The organism is Qipengyuania sp. GPGPB31 (assembly GCF_038396345.1).
GTDB lineage: Bacteria > Pseudomonadota > Alphaproteobacteria > Sphingomonadales > Sphingomonadaceae > Qipengyuania > Qipengyuania citrea.
The window spans coordinates 2,124,300-2,140,366 of the sequence record NZ_CP149572.1 but is presented as its reverse complement, the minus strand read 5'-3'; the positions used below and the strand labels follow the sequence as shown (position 1 = coordinate 2,140,366).

Here is a 16,067-nt window from a genome sequence, read left to right as displayed (position 1 = left end):
GCCGCCTAGCCGATAATCGCCTGGCCGTCGATCAACTCAGGCCTGCGGATCGGCTTCCGCCTCGGGCTCGTCGTTCGGCGCCGCCGTGCTGGTTGCGCGGCAGTTGAGCTTGCCCGAACCCATAGAGGAGACGGTGCAATCGGCGCGTCCGTTCACCGTGACCGTGCCTGAACCCATGATCGAGGCTTCGACCTTGCCGTCGGAAGCGAATTCGGCATCGCCCGATCCGGCAACGGTGATGTCGGCGCCGCCCGCCTGCAGGCCGGCCATATCGGCCTTGCCCGAACCGGCGATCGTCAGGTCGAGCTGGTCGACCCTGCCCGAGGCCTCGAAATTGCCCGATCCGGCAATGGTGAGGTCGAGCGATTTGGCATCGAGATCGGCAATCCGGGCCTTGCCCGAACCGGCGATCGTGACCGCGCTGTCCGCCGCCGATTGCATCGATGCCACCTCGACGTCGCCCGATCCGGCGAGCACCAGCGTGCTGATATCGGGCGTGGTTACGCGAATGGTCGCGATACCCGTACCGCCCCAGTCGCTGCTTTCGCGGCTGATACCGAGCGCATCGTCGTCGAGCGAAAAGCGCAGCTCGGCGATTGCATCCTCATCGCCCGATACGTCGATGTCGAGCGTGTCGCCCTTGGTGACGATAACCTTGTCGGGGCCGGCAAACACCAGTTCGCTGGGCGGCGCGCCGGTCATGTCGAGTTCGGCCAGCGGGACACCATCGGAATCGCCGATCTGGATGTCCACCCCATCGCATGCCGATACCAGCATCGCTCCTGCAAGCGTTGCCAATGGGGCGAAGCCTTTGAGCAGTCGATGTATCATTGCGATGGATCCTCCTAAACCGGTTGCTGCGTGTTGCTGATATAATACAGCATGGCCAAAGCTTCAAGTCATGTGGGGGGAACGGGCAAAGCAGATCACCGCGTGCAGGTAAGACGGCCCGATCCCATGCGGTTCTGCGTGCAATCGCGCGTGCCGGTGACTGCGGCATTGCCGCTACCGACGATACTGGCGGAAACGCGTCCGCTGGCTTGCAGCCGGGTATCGCCGGACCCGGCGATCGCCAGCTCCGCGTCGGTCACCTGCATCGCTTCGCCGGAAAGATCACCGCTGCCGGCGATCTGTACCTGCATGGATGCCGCGCGGCCGGCCAGCCGCATGTCGCCCGAGCCTGCGATCTTTGCTACCAACCTGCCCACGTGGACCCGTTCGATCGCGAGTTCGCCCGACCCGCTGACTGCGGCCCGGCCCGTCTCGCCATCGAGATCGGATACGGTTAGCCGACCCGAGCCGGCGAGGTGCGCGCGCCTTATGGCGGGGGCGGACACTTCGATCCGCGCCGTCCCGGCCGCCGGCGTTCGTCGACAAATGTAATCGCTTGGCAGAGATGCTTTGCCAATTGCGATGCCGAACGAAAAAGGGGCGCTGGTGAGCGCCCCTTTTCCGAATGATTGCGAATGCGCTTACGCGTCTTCGGTGTTCTCGTAATATTGCGGCGCATGTTCGCGCAGCACGTCGAGGATCTTCTCGAGCGCGGTCGGCTCGTCGGTCTTTTCCATCGCGGCGAGTTCGCGCGCGAGGCGGCTCGAGGCGGCTTCGAAGATCTGGCGTTCCGAATAGCTCTGCTCGGGCTGGTCATCCGGGCGGAAAAGGTCGCGCGTGACCTCGGCGATCAGGACGATTTCGCCCGAATTGATCTTCGCCTCGTATTCCTGCGCACGGCGGCTCCACATGGTCCGCTTGACCTTGGGCTTGCCCTTGAGCGTCTCCATCGCTTCCTTGAGCGTCTTGTCGCTCGACAGCTTGCGCATGCCGATCGATTCTGACCTTGTTGACCGGAACGCGCAGCGTCATGCGTTCCTTCTCGAAGCGCAGAACATAAAGATCGAGCTGCATGCCAGCGATTTCCTCGCTCTGCAGTTCGATGACACGGCCAACGCCGTGCTTGGGGTAAACAACGTAATCGCCAACGTCGAAGGCATCAGCCTTGCTTGCCATGCAATCTTTCCTTTCGTCCGAGCAGCCTACGGCCAGCAACGGCATGACCGAAGCCTCTGGCCGCAGCCCTTGGCGGGATGCGGTCGGGCGCCGGTGGTGACGTTGCTGGTGACCTGCCCTTTCAATTCTCACACCTGGCCGGGAGCAAACCGGCGCAGTTGTTGCATTATATAGCACAGCTTGTGGTAAATTGCGAGTCCGGCGGAAATCGCCCGGCGCGTGTCAGCTGCGCCGGTTGCGAAGTGCGGTCAGCTCGCCGCCCAGCAGCAACAGGAAGCCGGTGGCCCAGAACCACGTGATCAGCGCAACCACCGCGCCAAGCGCGCCATAGGTCGCGTTGTAGCTGCCGAAATTCGCGGCATAGAAGCCGAAGGCGGCGGTTGCCGCGAGCCAGGTCACCGCAAAGAAGCACGCGCCCGGCCAGATCGCAGCCCAGGCGGGGGCGGGGGCATGGGGAGCGAAGCGATAGAGCAGACCAGCGGCAAGCGCTGCGGCGCCAAGCAGGAGAAGAAAGCTGGCGATACTGCCGAACATGCCGGCGATATTGGCGAGCGCCGCGCTGGCTGCCGCGGTCAGCACCAAGCCGGCAATCCCAGCCGCAGTGATAGCAAGAGCCATCAGATTGCCCCCGAGGAATCCGCGCGGGCCGTCGACGCCGAAGGCGATGTTCAGCCCGGTCATCAGCGAGCGGGCGCCATTGCGGGCTCCGAACAGCGCAATCGCCAGCGCGACCAGCAAACCGGCGCCCTGGGCACCGCTCGACCCCTGCGCCACGCTTTCCAGCTGGTCGGTGATGAGCTCGGCCGCGGAAGGTGGCAGCTGCGCGGAAATCAGTGTGATATGCGAAGCCACCGTCGCGGCATCGGCGAACAGGCCGTAGGCCAGCACCAGCGACCCCAGCGCGGGAACGAGCGCAAGCAGCGCGTAATGCGCAATGCCCGCGGCCACGATCCCGATATTGTCTGCGCTGCCGGCCTGCCAGGCCGCTTTCAGGTCAGCCAGCACGCGGCGCGGCAATCAGTCGCCTTCGCCGGGTTCGGGCGAGAAGAACTTCTCGAACTTGCCCTCTTCGCCCTTGTGCTCGTCGGCATCTGCGGGCGGTTCCTTCGACTGGGTGATGTTCGGCCATTCGGCGCTGAACTTGGTGTTCAGCTCGAGCCACTTTTCGAGATTGTCCTCGGTGTCGGGCAGGATCGCTTCCGCCGGGCACTCGGGCTCGCATACGCCGCAGTCGATGCATTCGCTCGGATTGATGACGAGCATGTTCTCGCCTTCATAGAAACAATCGACCGGACAGACCTCGACGCAGTCGGTGTACTTGCACTTGATGCAGTCATCGGTGACGACATAGGTCATGAGTAGCGTAATCCCTCGAAAATCATTCCAGACCGCGCTGCTAGGGGGAATTATCCGCCCGGGTCAAGCTCCCGATAACACGCCCGGGCCTCGCGCGGCGCACCGCGCCGTTCGGGAAGCGCGATGATCTCGACCAGCCTGACCGAATTGCCGAGCGGCAATGTCAGCACGTCCCCTTCGAGGATATCGCGCGAGGCGCGGGTGACGCGTTCGCCATTGCGGCGGATGTGCCCTTCGTCGACCAGCCGGTGTGCAGCGCTGCGCGTGCGTACGAAGCGCAGGTAGCACAGCAGCCGGTCGATTCTCATTCAGCGGTCGCCATCAGCGGACCAGATCTGCCAACGCGGCAAAGGCATTGCCCTCGCTGGGCCGGGCGGGTTTCGTGCGTTCCTGCTTGCGGCGCGAAGGGCGCCATTCCCAGCGATCGGGGCGGGGCGGTCCGAACTGCCCTTCGGCCTGCGGCTGGGCCCGCTGCACGCGGAAGCCCGCATTGCCAAGCAGCCGCGCGATATTGCCTTCCTCGAGCCCGATCGAAACCGGCAGCGCGTAATCGAGCACGAACTTGCGCCGGCGATCCTTGGCCTGCGCCTTCGCACGCGTTTCGTGGGCGGCGCGCAGGATCTTCTCTGCCAGATCGATCCGGATCGCCTGCGTCCCCGCATGGCGGTAGCCGGACGGCAGTTTCTTGATCTCGCCCAGTACTGGCAGCATCGCTTCCTGCAGTGGCCGGCGATCGCGGCCCAGCGCATGCAGCAATTGCCGCGGTGCCGGCTTGAGCAGGGCGGGGGCAAAGATGTCGAGCGCGCCGAAGGTCACGCCGATCTTGCGCAGGAAGGGCCGCATCTCCTTGGGCAGATGCTCCAGCCCGGCCTGTTCGCGGGTGACGTAGCCATGCCCCGCGATCAGGTTGAGCAGCAGCGCCCGCGCCTGCGACCCCGCATCGGGGTTGCTTGCCGCGTGATGCATTTTCTCGAGCGCTTCGAGCGGGGCCAGCTTGCCGGCCAGCCAGCTCTCCAGCGCGGCCACCAGCTTCGCCTGCGCCGCTTCGGGCAGCGCGGTAATTTCGCGTGCGGGCTTGATCAACGGGTACACCGTGCCCTCGCGCTGCTCCAGCTGCGCCAGGACCTGTCCCCTCCAGCGGATCGCGCCGCGCGCCAGCTCCAGCTCGGCCATGTCCGATGCGGCCAGCGCTTCGGCGCGTTCGCCCAGCAGCTTGGGCAAGCCCTTTTCGGCAGCGGCAAGCAACATCCGGCGATCCTCGTGGCGTGCGGCCGGATCGACGCTGAACCGCAGTCCCTCGACCTGGCCGAGCGCCTCGCCCTCGATGGTCACGGCGCCATCCTCGCCAATTTCGATCGGCAAAATGCCGGCATCCTGGCCCAATGATTTCATCAGGATTGCGGTCCTCCGGTTTACGAATCGTTCGGTCAGCCGCGCATGCAACGCGTCGGACAATTTGGCTTCGACAGCGCGCGCACGCGCGGCCATCTCGTCTCGCGCCAGCACCCAGTCGGGTCGCTGGCAGATATAGGCCCAGCTGCGAATCGCAGCGATACGGCCCTGCAGCGTATCGATGTCTCCGGACATATTGTCGAGTTCGCTGATCCGCGCCGCGACGTAATCCGCGCCGATATAGCCGCGACCGAGATCCTGCCATAGCCGCGCGACGAACCGCGCATGCACATCGGGACCCCGCTGGCGGAAATCGGGCAGCGAGCAGGCCTCCCAGAACCGGCGCACCATGCCCGGTCCGCGAACCGCGGCGGCCGCCGGTTCGTCGGCGAGCCGCTTGAGCGTGGCCAGGTCGATCGCCTCGGGCGCAAGCCGCAGCACCGGGTCGTCGGGCGGCGTCTCGAGATCGGCGATCAGCGCAGCCAGCGAATCGAAGCGCGGTTCGGGATCGCGCCAGAAAAGATGAGTCAGCGGGGCGAAGCGATGCTCCTCGATCGCATAGACCTCTTCCTCGGTAAACTCGGGCGCCGCGCCGTGCTTCGACATGCCCGACAGCGTGCCGAAAGTGCCGTCGCGCTGGTGCCGGCCCGCACGTCCGGCGATCTGCGCCATCTCGGCAGGCAGCAGACGGCGCATGCGGACGCCGTCGAACTTGGTCAGCCCGGCAAAGGCGACGTGATTGACATCGAGATTGAGCCCCATGCCGATCGCGTCGGTCGCGACGATGTAGTCGACCTCGCCGCTCTGGAAGAGCGCGACCTGCTTGTTGCGGGTTTCGGGACTGAGTGCTCCCATCACCACTGCCGCCCCGCCGCGAAACCGCCGCAGCATCTCGGCGACGGCGTAGACCTGGTCGGTGCTGAAGGCCACGATCGCGCTACGCGGCGGCAGGCGCGAGAGCTTGCGCGGCCCGATATGCGTCAAGGTGGAAAACCGCGGCCGGTCCGATATCTCCGCTTCGGGGATCAGCTGGCGGACCAGCGGTTCAAGCGTGGCCGCGCCGAGCAGCATCGTTTCCTCACGGCCGCGGGTGTTCAGCAGCCGGTCGGTAAAGATATGGCCGCGCTCGCGATCGGCACCGATCTGCGCTTCGTCAAGCGCCACGAATGCCGCCCCGGCTCCGTCGCGCGGCATGGCTTCGGCGGTGCAGCACATATAGCGCGCATTCTTGGGTTCGATCCGTTCTTCACCCGTGATCAGCGCGACGGCATCATCGCCCTTGATCGCCCGGACCCGGTCGTAGACCTCGCGCGCCAGCAGCCGCAGCGGAAAGCCCATGCAGCCGCTCGAATGCGCGACCATGCGCTCGATCGCGAGATGCGTCTTGCCGGTGTTCGTGGGCCCGAGGACCGCCTTGATCGCGCTGCGCTGCACGCGCCCTAGGTGGCAGTCCGCGCCGCAGCGCGCAACCACCCGGCCGGTGCTGTGCTCGGCTCGTCGCAAGCTCGACTCGCATGGCCGCAAGTTAAGGCTGCCTTTACTTTGTTTTGCCAAGCAAAGCGGGCAGACGCGCACCAATCAGGCCGTGCGCGCGCGGTAGCGCCGGATCTCCGGACGGAAGGGACACAGCACGTGTACAGGTCCCCAGCGGACACCGATGATGGACAGGCTTTGCCGGCACCCTCCGCGCAGGGCCCCCACGCGGCCGCGCTGGCGCATGACCAGATTCTGGCCGACGAACCGCGCGCCGCCACTTCGTGGACGACGGTGCGCGATCGCCTGTCCGTACGACTGGCCGGGCTGGACCTTGCGCCCGATCTCGGCAGCGATATCGGCAGCCGGCGCTGGGTGCGCGGGGTAGGGACGTTCGTTGGGCTGACCGCCGTCGCACTCGCCTTCTGGCCCAGCTTTGCCCCGCTCGAGGCGGCGCCATCGGCCCATGTCGACGATGCCGTGCGCGACGAATACCGCAGCCAGATGATCCTGCCGCTCGCGCTTGGCGCTGACAGCGGGCGGCGCATGGGCGCGACTACGCTGGCTGCTCCGCTCGCGGCGGCGCCCGAACGCCCCACGCTCGAACTGGTGACCACGCTCGCACGCGGCGACAGCCTCGAACGCATGCTACGGCGTGCCGGGGTGGGCCGCGACGACACTGCAAGAGTCGCCCAATTGGTGGGCGGCGCGGTCCCGCTTGAGGAAATCCAGCCGGGGACTACCTTTGGAATCACGCTGGGCCGCCGTACGGCACCGGGCGCGCCGCGCCCGCTCGAGGCGCTCGATTTCCGCGCCCGGTTCGACCTCGCGCTCGAAATTGGCCGCTTCACCGAGGGCGCCGATCTGGCGCTGACCAAGAAAGCCATTCGCGTCGACGAGACCCCGCTGCGGATCCGCGGCACGGTGGGCGACAGCCTCTATCGTTCGGCGCGCGCGGCCGGCGCCCCCGCCAGCGCGGTGCAATCCTATCTCAAGACGCTGGGCCAATATGTGAATCTCGACCGCGATATCCGCGCGGGCGACACGTTCGATTTCATCGTCGCACACCGGCGCGCCGCCACCGGCGATCGGCAGGCGGGCCAACTGCTCTATGCCGGGCTCGAGCGCGACGACACGCCGCGCGTCCAGCTGATGCGCTGGGGCGAGGACGGCGAATTCTACGAAGCCTCGGGCGTGGGCGAACAGCGCGGCGGGCTGATGGCACCGGTACCGGGGCGGACGACCTCGGCCTTCGGTATGCGCCGCCACCCGATCCTCGGCTATCGCCGGATGCATGCGGGGCTCGACTTCAAGGCACGGCACGGCACGCCGATCGTCGCGGTCACCGATGGCCGCGTCACCGGCGCGGGCCGCATGGGCGGCTGCGGCAATGCCGTGCGCCTGCGTCACGATAGCGGGATCGACACGCGCTATTGCCACATGAGCCGCATCGCAGTGAATCGCGGCCAGGCCGTGCGCCGCGGGCAGGTGATCGGCTATGTCGGTTCGACCGGCCTGTCGACCGGGCCGCACCTCCATTACGAAATGTACCGCGGCGGCCGCGCGATCGACCCGGCATCGGTGCAATATGTCACGCGCGCACAGCTGGCCGGCGCCGATCTGCGGCGCTTCAGGGAAGCGCTGGCGCGGATCAAGACGGTCGAACCCGGCGCCGCGCTTGCCGCGCTCGAACAGACTGCGGCCGAAGTCGCTGCGCAGGAACCGATCCGCGAGATCGACAAGCTCGGCCCGCCCAAGAAGGGCTGAGATTGCACCGCGCGTCCGCATGCGGCATTGCCGCGCGATGACCCAAGCAAGCTACCCCGCCACCCGCCTGCGCCGCACACGCGCCAACGGCTGGAGCCGCGCCATGCACCGCGAAACCGTGCTGACGCCCGCCGATCTGATCTGGCCGCTGTTCGTCACCGATGGTTCCGGGGTCGAGGAACCCGTTACCAGCCTGCCGGGCGTGTCGCGCTGGTCGGTCGACCACATCGCCAAACGCGCGAAGGAGGCGGTCGATCTGGGCATCCCCTGCATCGCGCTGTTTCCCAACACGCAGCCCGATCGCCGCAGCGACGACGGGGCCGAGGCGCTCAATCCCGACAATCTGATGTGCCGCGCGATCAAGGCGGTCCGCGATGCCTGCGGCAGCGATATCGGCATCCTCACCGATGTCGCGCTCGATCCCTATACCAGCCACGGCCAGGACGGGCTGCTCGACGAGGCCGGCTATGTCGTCAATGACGATACGGTGGCAGTGCTGGTCGACCAGGCGGTCAACCAGGCCGATGCGGGGGCCGATATCATCGCCCCGTCGGACATGATGGACGGCCGCGTGAAGGCGATCCGCATGGCGCTGGAAATGAACCGCCATCCCAATGTCCAGATCATGGCCTATGCGGCCAAATACGCCTCCGCCTTCTATGGTCCGTTCCGCGACGCGGTGGGTTCGGGCGGCCTGCTCAAGGGCGACAAGAAAAGCTACCAGATGGACCCTGCCAATGGCGACGAAGCGCTGCGCGAGATCGCTTTCGACATCGCCGAGGGCGCCGACAGCGTGATGGTCAAGCCGGGCCTCGCCTATCTCGACATCATCTGGCGCGCCAAGCAGGAATTCGGCGTGCCCGTCTTCGCCTATCAGGTCAGCGGCGAATATGCGCTGATCGAGGTCGGCGCGGCCGCCGGGGTGGGCGACCGCGATGCGCTCCTGATGGAAAAGCTGCTCGCGTTCAAGCGCGCCGGGTGCAGCGGGGTGCTGACTTATCACGCGCCGCGCGCCGCCCAATTGCTCAATGGCTGAGTTTCGCCACGAGACCGACCGGTTGATCCTGCGCGATTGGCGTGAGGAAGACTGGCCGTTCTTCTGGGAGGGGACCAATACGCCCGGCGTAATGCGCTGGCTGGGCGGGGTTTGCGATGCCGCGAAGCGCGATGCGGCGCAGCAGCGTCTGCTTTCCTACGAACGCGAACATGGCCACACCTTCTGGTGCGTCGAGCGCCGCAGCGATGGCGCGATCCTCGGTTTCTGCGGTCTCAAGCGTGCGAATCAGGCGGGCGGCCCGCTCGGCATGATGGAAGTGGGCTGGCGGCTGCGCGAAGACGCCTGGGGCAGGGGCTATGCGAAAGAGGCTGCTACCGCCTCGCTCGATCTTGCCTTCGACCGGTTCGATGCGGAAGAGGTGATCGCCATGACGGTTCAGCGCAACACGGCCAGCTGGGGGTTGATGCAGCGGCTGGGAATGCGCCGCCGCGACGATCTCGATTTCGACAATGCGGAGTTCGACAAGGAGGACCCGGTGATCATCGTCTATTCGGTCGATCGCGCGTCCTGGACAGCCCATCGTGGCTGATATCATCGCCGAAACCGACCGGCTGATCCTGCGCACGATGGAGGAAAGCGACGCCGCCCGACAGGACCGCCTGCTCAACACGCCGGCGGTCATGGCGCGGCTCGGCGGGGTCAAGGAACTGCACGAAATCGAGGCGAAACACGCCAAGGCGATGGCGATGTACGCGCGCGAGGGCTTCAGCTTCCTGTTCATGATCGAAAAGGCGAGCGGCGAGATGGTCGGGCATTGCGGGATCAAGCGCGTCGACAACCCACTGGCGCCCAATGTCGGCGATCACGAGATCGGCTGGCTGGTGCGCGAGGATCGCTGGCGGCGCGGCTATGCCGAAGAGGCGATGCGCGCGGTGCTCGACTGGGCCTTCACACGCATCGCGGCGCCGCACGTCGTCGCGCTGACCAGCCACGCCAATGCCGGAAGCTGGAAACTGATGCAAAAGCTCGGCATGGTCCGCCGCGAAGATCTCGATTTCGCGGACCCGGCCTTCCCGGCCGAGGACAATCCGACGATCCAGTATTCGCTCACGCAAGAGCAATGGGAGAGCGCGAAGTGACTGCAAGCCGCCCCGGCGTAACCATCATCCCGATCCACGGCCACACGCCGCGTATCCACGACAGCGCCTTCATTGCGCCCGGTTGCACGATCATCGGCAATGTCGAGATCGGGGCCGACAGCTCGGTATGGTACAATTGCGTGCTGCGCGCCGACGTCAGCCGGATCGTCATCGGCGAGCGCTCGAACATCCAGGACGGCAGCGTGGTCCACTGCGATCCCGAGCGTCCCGGCGATCCCGATGGCGCACCCTGCATCATCGGCGATGACGTCCTCGTCGGCCACATGGCGATGGTCCACGGCTGCCGAGTCGAGGACCGCGGTTTCGTGGGGCTCGGCGCGATCGCAATGAACAAGGCGGTAATCGGCTCCGACGCCATGCTGGCAGCGGGCGCCATGCTGACCGAAGGCAAGGTCATGGGCGCGCGCGAACTATGGGGCGGCCGTCCCGCGCGCAAGATGCGCGATCTCGACGATGCCGCGATCGCGGGCATGCGGATGGGCGTGGCGCATTATGCCGAGAATGCCCGGCATCACGCCGCCGCGGTCGATGCCGCGACCCAGCGCTGACCTGCCCGACCGCGCCGCTCTGGCAACGCGGATCAGCGCGGGCGAGATTTCGCTGCGCGTCACGCCCGACGCGCGCAGCGAATCGATCAGGCTCGAAAGTGATTACGTCGCCGTGAAGGTCCGGGCCCGGCCCGAAAACGGGGCGGCGAATGCAGCGACGGAGAAACTGGTGGCGCGGGCGCTTGGGGTCGCGACGTCACGCTGTCGGATTGTGCGCGCCGCAACTTCGCGCGCAAAGGTTCTGTCGGTCAGTCCCTGATCAGCGCGCGCAAGGCTTCGATCCGGTCCGCTTCGTGCGGCGGCTTGTCCCAGCGGATCCGGTGAATGCGCGGAAAGCGCATGGCGAGGCCCGATTTGTGGCGCTTGCTGGCATGGACGCTGTCGAATGCAACCTCGAACACCAGCTTGCGCTCGGTCTCGCGCACCGGGCCGAAGCGGTTGACCGTGTTCTGCCGCACATGGCGGTCGATCTTCTTCAGTTCCTCGTCGGTGAACCCCGAGTAGGCCTTGCCCACCGGCAGCAGGTCGGCCCCCTGGTCCGGATCCCCGTCCCAGCATCCGAAGGTGTAGTCGGAAAAGAAGCTCGAACGCTTGCCGCTGCCGCGCTGGGCATACATCAGCACGCAATCGACCAGCAGCGGATCGCGTTTCCACTTGTACCAATAGCCCACCCGTCGCCCGGCGATATAGGGGCTGTCCTTGCGTTTGAGCATCAGCCCTTCGATTGCGTCGTCGCGGCTGCCTTCGCGGATTTGCGCGAGATGGTCGAAATCGCGTGCTTCCACCACCCGGCTGATATCGAAATGGCTGTCGGGCAGCCGCCCCATCAGCTTTTCGAGCGTGGTGCGGCGATCGGTCCAGGGCCGTTCGCGCTGGTCCTCGCCATCGAGCAGCAGCACGTCGTACAGCCTGACGAAGGCGGGGAATTCGCGCAGCATCTTCTTGCTGACAGTCTTGCGCCCGAGCCGCTGCTGCAGCGCGTTGAAGCTGGCGGCGCCACCTTCCTCGCCGCCCTGCGTCGATCCGCGCACCAGCAATTCGCCGTCGAGCACTGCGGGGAACGGCAGCACGTCGAGCAATTCGGGAAAAGTCGAGGAAATGTCGTCGCCCGAGCGGGAGTAGATGCGCGTTTCCCCGCCCGCGTGGACGATCTGGACGCGGATGCCGTCCCATTTCCATTCGGCCGCGTAATCGCCCAGGTCGACCACGGTTTCTTCCAGCGGATGCGCCAGCATGAACGGGCGGAAGGTCGGCAGATTGTCGATGTCGGGCGGCGGCTGGCCCTTTGCTGCCCAGTCGAACAGCGCGGTATAGGGCGGCTCCAGGCCGTGCCAGTATTCCTCCACCTCGTCGACCGACACGGCGAAGGCCTGCGCGAAGGCGGTCTTGGCGAGGCGGCTGGATACGCCGATCCGCATGCCGCCGGTGGCCAGCTTGAGCAGCGCATAGCGGCCTGCGGCGTCGAGCCGGTCGAGCAGGCGCGGCAGTTCGGCCACCACGCTCTTGCGGTTCATCGCCGACAGCAGGTCCACGCTCTCGCTGACCGAAGGCGGATCGGGCTCGCGATCGGGCGAGGGCCACAGCAGGCTGGCGGTTTCGGCGGTATCGCCCACGAAATCGCGGCTGAGCGTCCACAACACCGGATCGACCCGGTCCTTGAGCAGATTGCGGATGGTCGAGCTCTTGACCGCGGGAAAGTCGAGCCCGTCGGCCAGCGCGGCGAGCGCCCAGCCGCGATCGGGATCGGGCGTCGCGCGCAGATATTCGGCGATCAGCCGCAGCTTCTCGTTGCGGCTGCGCGTATAGACCAGCGCGTCGATCAGGGCGGCGAACTCTTCCATGCTATGTCCGGGGGCGGGCGATGGAGGCGGGAAGCAAATCAGTCATCCTCGTCCTCATAGCCGACCAGCGCGAGCGCCCGGGCACGGCGCTGGTGCAGCTGGCACCAGCGCAGCAGCGCATCTTCGCGGCCATGCGTGATCCAGTTTTCCTGCGCGTCGACTTCCTCGATCGTGCGCGTCAGTTCGCCCCAGTCGGCGTGGTCGGAAATGACCAGCGGCAGTTCGACATTGCGTTGCCGTGCGCGCTGGCGCACGCGCATCCACCCGCTCGCCATGGCGGTGATCGGTTCGGGGAGCCGGCGGCTCCAGCGGTCGTTGAGCGCCGAGGGCGGGCAGACCACGACATGCCCACGCATGTCCTCCTTGCTGTGATCGGCCACCAGCCGCAATTCACCCAGATCGACCCCGTGTTCCTCGTACAGGCGGCACATCTTCTCCATCGCCCCGTGCAGATAGATCGGCTGGCGATGCCCCGCGGCGCGAAGTTCGGCGATCACGCGCTGCGCCTTGCCCAGCGCATAGGCGCCCACCAGCACGCAGCGGTCGGGATGCGCGGCCAGCCGGTCGAGCAGCTTGGCCATCTCCTCGGCGATCGGCGGGTGGCAGAACACCGGCAGGCCGAAGGTCGCTTCGGTGATGAAGATATCGCACGGGGTAACTTCGAATGCGGGGCAGGTGGGGTCGGCGCGGCGCTTGTAATCGCCGGTCACGATTACCCGCTCGCCCGCGTGTTCGAGCAGGATCTGCGCGCTGCCGAGCACGTGGCCGGCGGGGATATAGGTCGCATCGACGCCGCCCGGCAGGCGGATCGTTTCGCCGTACTCGACCGGCACCGCTTGATGCGGGATCTCGCCGGCGTCGTCCTCGGCCCCGGTGCGATAGCGCAATTCCATGATCGCCAGCGTCTCGGGCGTGGCGACCGTCTGGCCATGCCCGCCGCGCGCATGGTCGGCATGGCCATGCGTCACCAGCGCCTTGTCCACGGCGCGGCTGGGATCGACCCAGCAATCGGCGGGGACGACATGGATGCCCCACGGCTCGGGCTTGATCCAGGAGAAGGGGGTAGCACTCATCTCCGACTCAAACGAAAAGGGCGCCGACCGTTCCCGGTGGCGCCCTTTCATGTGATGCGAAATGCCGCGTCAGCTGTTGCCGCCGTTTTCCTCGCTGGCATCGGCTTCGGGCTTCTTGTTGCCCGCCGGTTTCTTTTTCGCGGCCGGTTTGCGCTTGGTACGGGGCGGGGCGGGGGTGAGTTCGAAGGCCGGTTTGCCGTCCTTCATCGTCACCGAAACCTCACCGCCGTCGGCCAGCTTGCCGAACAACAGTTCCTCGGCCAGCGGTTGCTTGATCCGATCCTGGATCAAGCGGCCCATCGGGCGCGCGCCGAACAGGCGGTCGTAGCCCTTGTCGGCCAGCCATGCGCGGGCTTCCTTGTCGAACTGGATGTCGACATTCTGTTCGGCCAGCTGCAGTTCGAGCTGGAGGATGAACTTGTCGACCACGCGCGCGACGGTGTCCTTGCCGAGATAACCGAACGGCACGATCGCATCGAGCCGGTTGCGGAATTCGGGCGTGAACATCCGCTTGACCGCTTCCTCGCTCGCATCTTCCTTGGACACGTCACCGAAACCGATGCCCTGGCTTGCCATGTCGGCCGCGCCGGCATTGGTAGTCATGATCAGCACGACATTGCGGAAATCGACCGTCTTGCCGTGATGGTCGGTCAACCGGCCGTTATCCATCACCTGCAGCAGGATGTTGAACAGGTCGGGATGCGCCTTCTCGATCTCGTCAAGCAGCAGCACGCTGTGCGGATTCTGGTCGACCGCATCGGTCAGCAGGCCGCCCTGGTCGTAACCGACATAGCCCGGGGGTGCGCCGATCAGCCGGCTGACGCTGTGGCGTTCCATGTATTCGGACATGTCGAAGCGCTTGAGTTCGATCCCCATGATGCTGGCGAGCTGACGCGCGACTTCGGTCTTGCCGACCCCGGTCGGGCCACTGAACAGGAAACTGCCGATCGGCTTGTCCGGATCGCGCAGGCCCGCGCGGCTGAGCTTCATCGCAGTCGCCAGCTTCTTAACGGCCGCATCCTGCCCGAAGACCACGTGCTTGAGATCGCGTTCGAGGTTCTCGAGCGCTTTCTTGTCGTCCTTGCTTACCGATTTGGGCGGAATCCGCGCCATCGTCGCAATCACCGCCTCGATCTCGCGCGCAGTGATCTTCTTCTTGCGGCGGCTGGGTGGGACCAGCATCTGCATCGCCCCGACTTCGTCGATCACGTCGATCGCCTTGTCGGGCAGCTTGCGGTCGTTGATGTAGCGGGCCGACAGCTCGACCGCGGTCTTCAGCGCATCGGCGGTATAGGTAACCTTGTGATGGTCCTGGAAGGCGGTCTTCAACCCCTTGAGGATCTTTACAGTGTCCTCGATGGTGGGTTCGTTCACATCGATTTTCTGGAACCGCCGCAACAGCGCGCGATCCTTCTCGAAGTGGTTGCGGAATTCCTTGTAAGTGGTCGAACCGATGCAGCGGATGGCGCCGCTCGACAGCGCGGGCTTAAGGAGGTTGGACGCATCCATCGCTCCGCCACTGGTCGCCCCGGCACCGATCACCGTGTGGATTTCGTCGATGAACAGGATCGCTTCGGGCATGCCTTCGAGTTCGGTGACCACCTGCTTGAGCCGTTCCTCGAAATCGCCGCGATAGCGCGTGCCGGCCAGCAGCGCGCCCATGTCGAGCGAATAGATCACTGCTTCCTGCAGCACTTCGGGAACGTCGCCCTCGACGATCTTGCGCGCCAGCCCTTCGGCAATGGCGGTCTTTCCCACGCCGGGATCACCCACGTAGAGCGGGTTGTTCTTGCTGCGGCGGCACAGGATCTGGACCGTGCGATCGACTTCCGGCCCGCGGCCGATCAGCGGATCGATGCGTCCGTCCTCGGCCTTCTTGTTCAGATTGACCGTGAACTGGTCCAGCGCGGTTTCCTTCTTGCCCTTGTCGCCCGCCTTGTCGTCACCCTGCGCCTCGCCGCTTTCGGCGCCTTCGGGCGATCGGCTTTCGACCGGCTTGCCGCCCTTGCCGATACCGTGGCTGATGAAGCTGACGGCGTCGAGGCGGCTCATGTCCTGTTGCTGCAGGAAATAGACCGCGTAACTGTCACGCTCGGAAAACAGCGCAACCAGCACGTTCGCGCCGGTCACCGTGTCCTTGCCCGATGACTGGACATGGAGGATGGCGCGCTGGATCACGCGCTGGAACCCTGCAGTCGGCTGCGGATCGGCGCTCTCGTCCGACTGCAGCGACTGGTATTCCTGTTCGAGATATTGCTTCACCACCGCGGTAAGCTCGGCCAGGTCGACGCCGCAGGCCGCCATGACCTGCGCCGCATCCTCGTCATCGATCAACGACAGCAGCAGGTGCTCGAGCGTGGCATATTCGTGCCGGCGCTCGCCCGCGTCGGTGAGCGCGGCGTGAAGGGTCTTCTCGAGATTGGCGGCGAAGCTGGGCATTCAGATATCTTTCT

The 16,067-nt window shown here is 65.9% G+C and carries 15 protein-coding genes and 1 pseudogene; 6 read left to right on the top strand and 10 right to left on the bottom strand.

Annotation, left to right across the window (positions count from 1 at the left end; genetic code table 11):
• Positions 1 to 36 precede the first annotated feature (36 nt).
• The 7 genes and pseudogenes from WKH79_RS10765 to WKH79_RS10735 form a co-directional block, all read right to left on the bottom strand.
• Positions 37 to 831, bottom strand: a complete 795-nt coding sequence (locus tag WKH79_RS10765; protein WP_341858852.1) for a head GIN domain-containing protein — start codon at positions 829 to 831, stop codon at positions 37 to 39.
• Positions 832 to 926: 95 nt separating this feature from the next.
• On the bottom strand, positions 927 to 1,343 hold the full coding sequence (locus tag WKH79_RS10760; RefSeq protein WP_341860119.1) for a DUF2807 domain-containing protein: 417 nt from the start codon (positions 1,341 to 1,343) through the stop codon (positions 927 to 929).
• Positions 1,344 to 1,472: 129 nt separating this feature from the next.
• Positions 1,473 to 2,007 (bottom strand): annotated as a pseudogene (locus tag WKH79_RS10755) (CarD family transcriptional regulator).
• A 222-nt stretch (positions 2,008 to 2,229) separates the two neighbouring features.
• Positions 2,230 to 3,012 (bottom strand): YhjD/YihY/BrkB family envelope integrity protein, encoded by a 783-nt coding sequence (locus WKH79_RS10750; RefSeq protein WP_341858851.1) that lies wholly within the window; start codon positions 3,010 to 3,012, stop codon positions 2,230 to 2,232.
• A 12-nt stretch (positions 3,013 to 3,024) separates the two neighbouring features.
• Positions 3,025 to 3,363 (bottom strand): ferredoxin FdxA, encoded by a 339-nt coding sequence (gene fdxA, locus WKH79_RS10745; protein ID WP_050601465.1) that lies wholly within the window; start codon positions 3,361 to 3,363, stop codon positions 3,025 to 3,027.
• A gap of 50 nt (positions 3,364 to 3,413) precedes the next feature.
• Positions 3,414 to 3,671 carry a S4 domain-containing protein gene (locus tag WKH79_RS10740; protein ID WP_050601464.1) on the bottom strand — a complete coding sequence of 86 codons (258 nt, stop codon included), beginning with the start codon at positions 3,669 to 3,671 and terminating at the stop codon, positions 3,414 to 3,416.
• A 13-nt stretch (positions 3,672 to 3,684) separates the two neighbouring features.
• Positions 3,685 to 6,117 (bottom strand): helicase-related protein, encoded by a 2,433-nt coding sequence (locus WKH79_RS10735; RefSeq protein ID WP_230832344.1) that lies wholly within the window; start codon positions 6,115 to 6,117, stop codon positions 3,685 to 3,687.
• Between the two features lie 309 nt (positions 6,118 to 6,426).
• On the opposite strand from WKH79_RS10735, the gene WKH79_RS10730 reads away from it, so the two are divergent.
• Genes WKH79_RS10730 through WKH79_RS10705 form a run of 6 tightly spaced genes read left to right on the top strand, consistent with a single transcriptional unit; the run spans position 6,427 to position 10,959 of the window.
• Positions 6,427 to 7,995 carry a M23 family metallopeptidase gene (locus WKH79_RS10730; protein WP_341858850.1) on the top strand — a complete coding sequence of 523 codons (1,569 nt, stop codon included), beginning with the start codon at positions 6,427 to 6,429 and terminating at the stop codon, positions 7,993 to 7,995.
• A 37-nt stretch (positions 7,996 to 8,032) separates the two neighbouring features.
• Positions 8,033 to 9,031, top strand: a complete 999-nt coding sequence (hemB, locus tag WKH79_RS10725; RefSeq protein WP_341858849.1) for a porphobilinogen synthase — start codon at positions 8,033 to 8,035, stop codon at positions 9,029 to 9,031.
• Complete coding sequence (locus tag WKH79_RS10720; RefSeq protein ID WP_341858848.1) at positions 9,024 to 9,581, top strand: GNAT family N-acetyltransferase; 558 nt, start codon at positions 9,024 to 9,026, stop codon at positions 9,579 to 9,581. The genes hemB and WKH79_RS10720 overlap by 8 nt, the downstream gene beginning before the upstream one ends.
• Positions 9,574 to 10,131, top strand: a complete 558-nt coding sequence (locus WKH79_RS10715) for a GNAT family N-acetyltransferase (RefSeq protein WP_341858847.1) — start codon at positions 9,574 to 9,576, stop codon at positions 10,129 to 10,131. The genes WKH79_RS10720 and WKH79_RS10715 overlap by 8 nt, the downstream gene beginning before the upstream one ends.
• On the top strand, positions 10,128 to 10,700 hold the full coding sequence (locus WKH79_RS10710; RefSeq protein ID WP_160766250.1) for a gamma carbonic anhydrase family protein: 573 nt from the start codon (positions 10,128 to 10,130) through the stop codon (positions 10,698 to 10,700). Before WKH79_RS10715 ends, WKH79_RS10710 begins: the two co-directional genes overlap by 4 nt.
• Complete coding sequence (locus WKH79_RS10705; protein ID WP_341858846.1) at positions 10,681 to 10,959, top strand: DUF167 domain-containing protein; 279 nt, start codon at positions 10,681 to 10,683, stop codon at positions 10,957 to 10,959. The genes WKH79_RS10710 and WKH79_RS10705 overlap by 20 nt, the downstream gene beginning before the upstream one ends.
• On the opposite strand, the gene WKH79_RS10700 is transcribed toward WKH79_RS10705, so the two are convergent.
• The 3 genes from WKH79_RS10700 to clpA form a co-directional block, all read right to left on the bottom strand.
• On the bottom strand, positions 10,949 to 12,541 hold the full coding sequence (locus tag WKH79_RS10700; RefSeq protein ID WP_341858845.1) for a cisplatin damage response ATP-dependent DNA ligase: 1,593 nt from the start codon (positions 12,539 to 12,541) through the stop codon (positions 10,949 to 10,951). The two genes, WKH79_RS10705 and WKH79_RS10700, sit on opposite strands and share 11 nt — an antisense overlap.
• Before the next feature lie 38 nt (positions 12,542 to 12,579).
• Entirely contained in the window at positions 12,580 to 13,614 is a 1,035-nt protein-coding gene (locus WKH79_RS10695; RefSeq protein WP_341858844.1) for a ligase-associated DNA damage response exonuclease, read from the bottom strand.
• Between the two features lie 69 nt (positions 13,615 to 13,683).
• Complete coding sequence (gene clpA / locus WKH79_RS10690; protein WP_341858843.1) at positions 13,684 to 16,053, bottom strand: ATP-dependent Clp protease ATP-binding subunit ClpA; 2,370 nt, start codon at positions 16,051 to 16,053, stop codon at positions 13,684 to 13,686.
• Between the last annotated feature and the right edge of the window lie 14 nt (positions 16,054 to 16,067).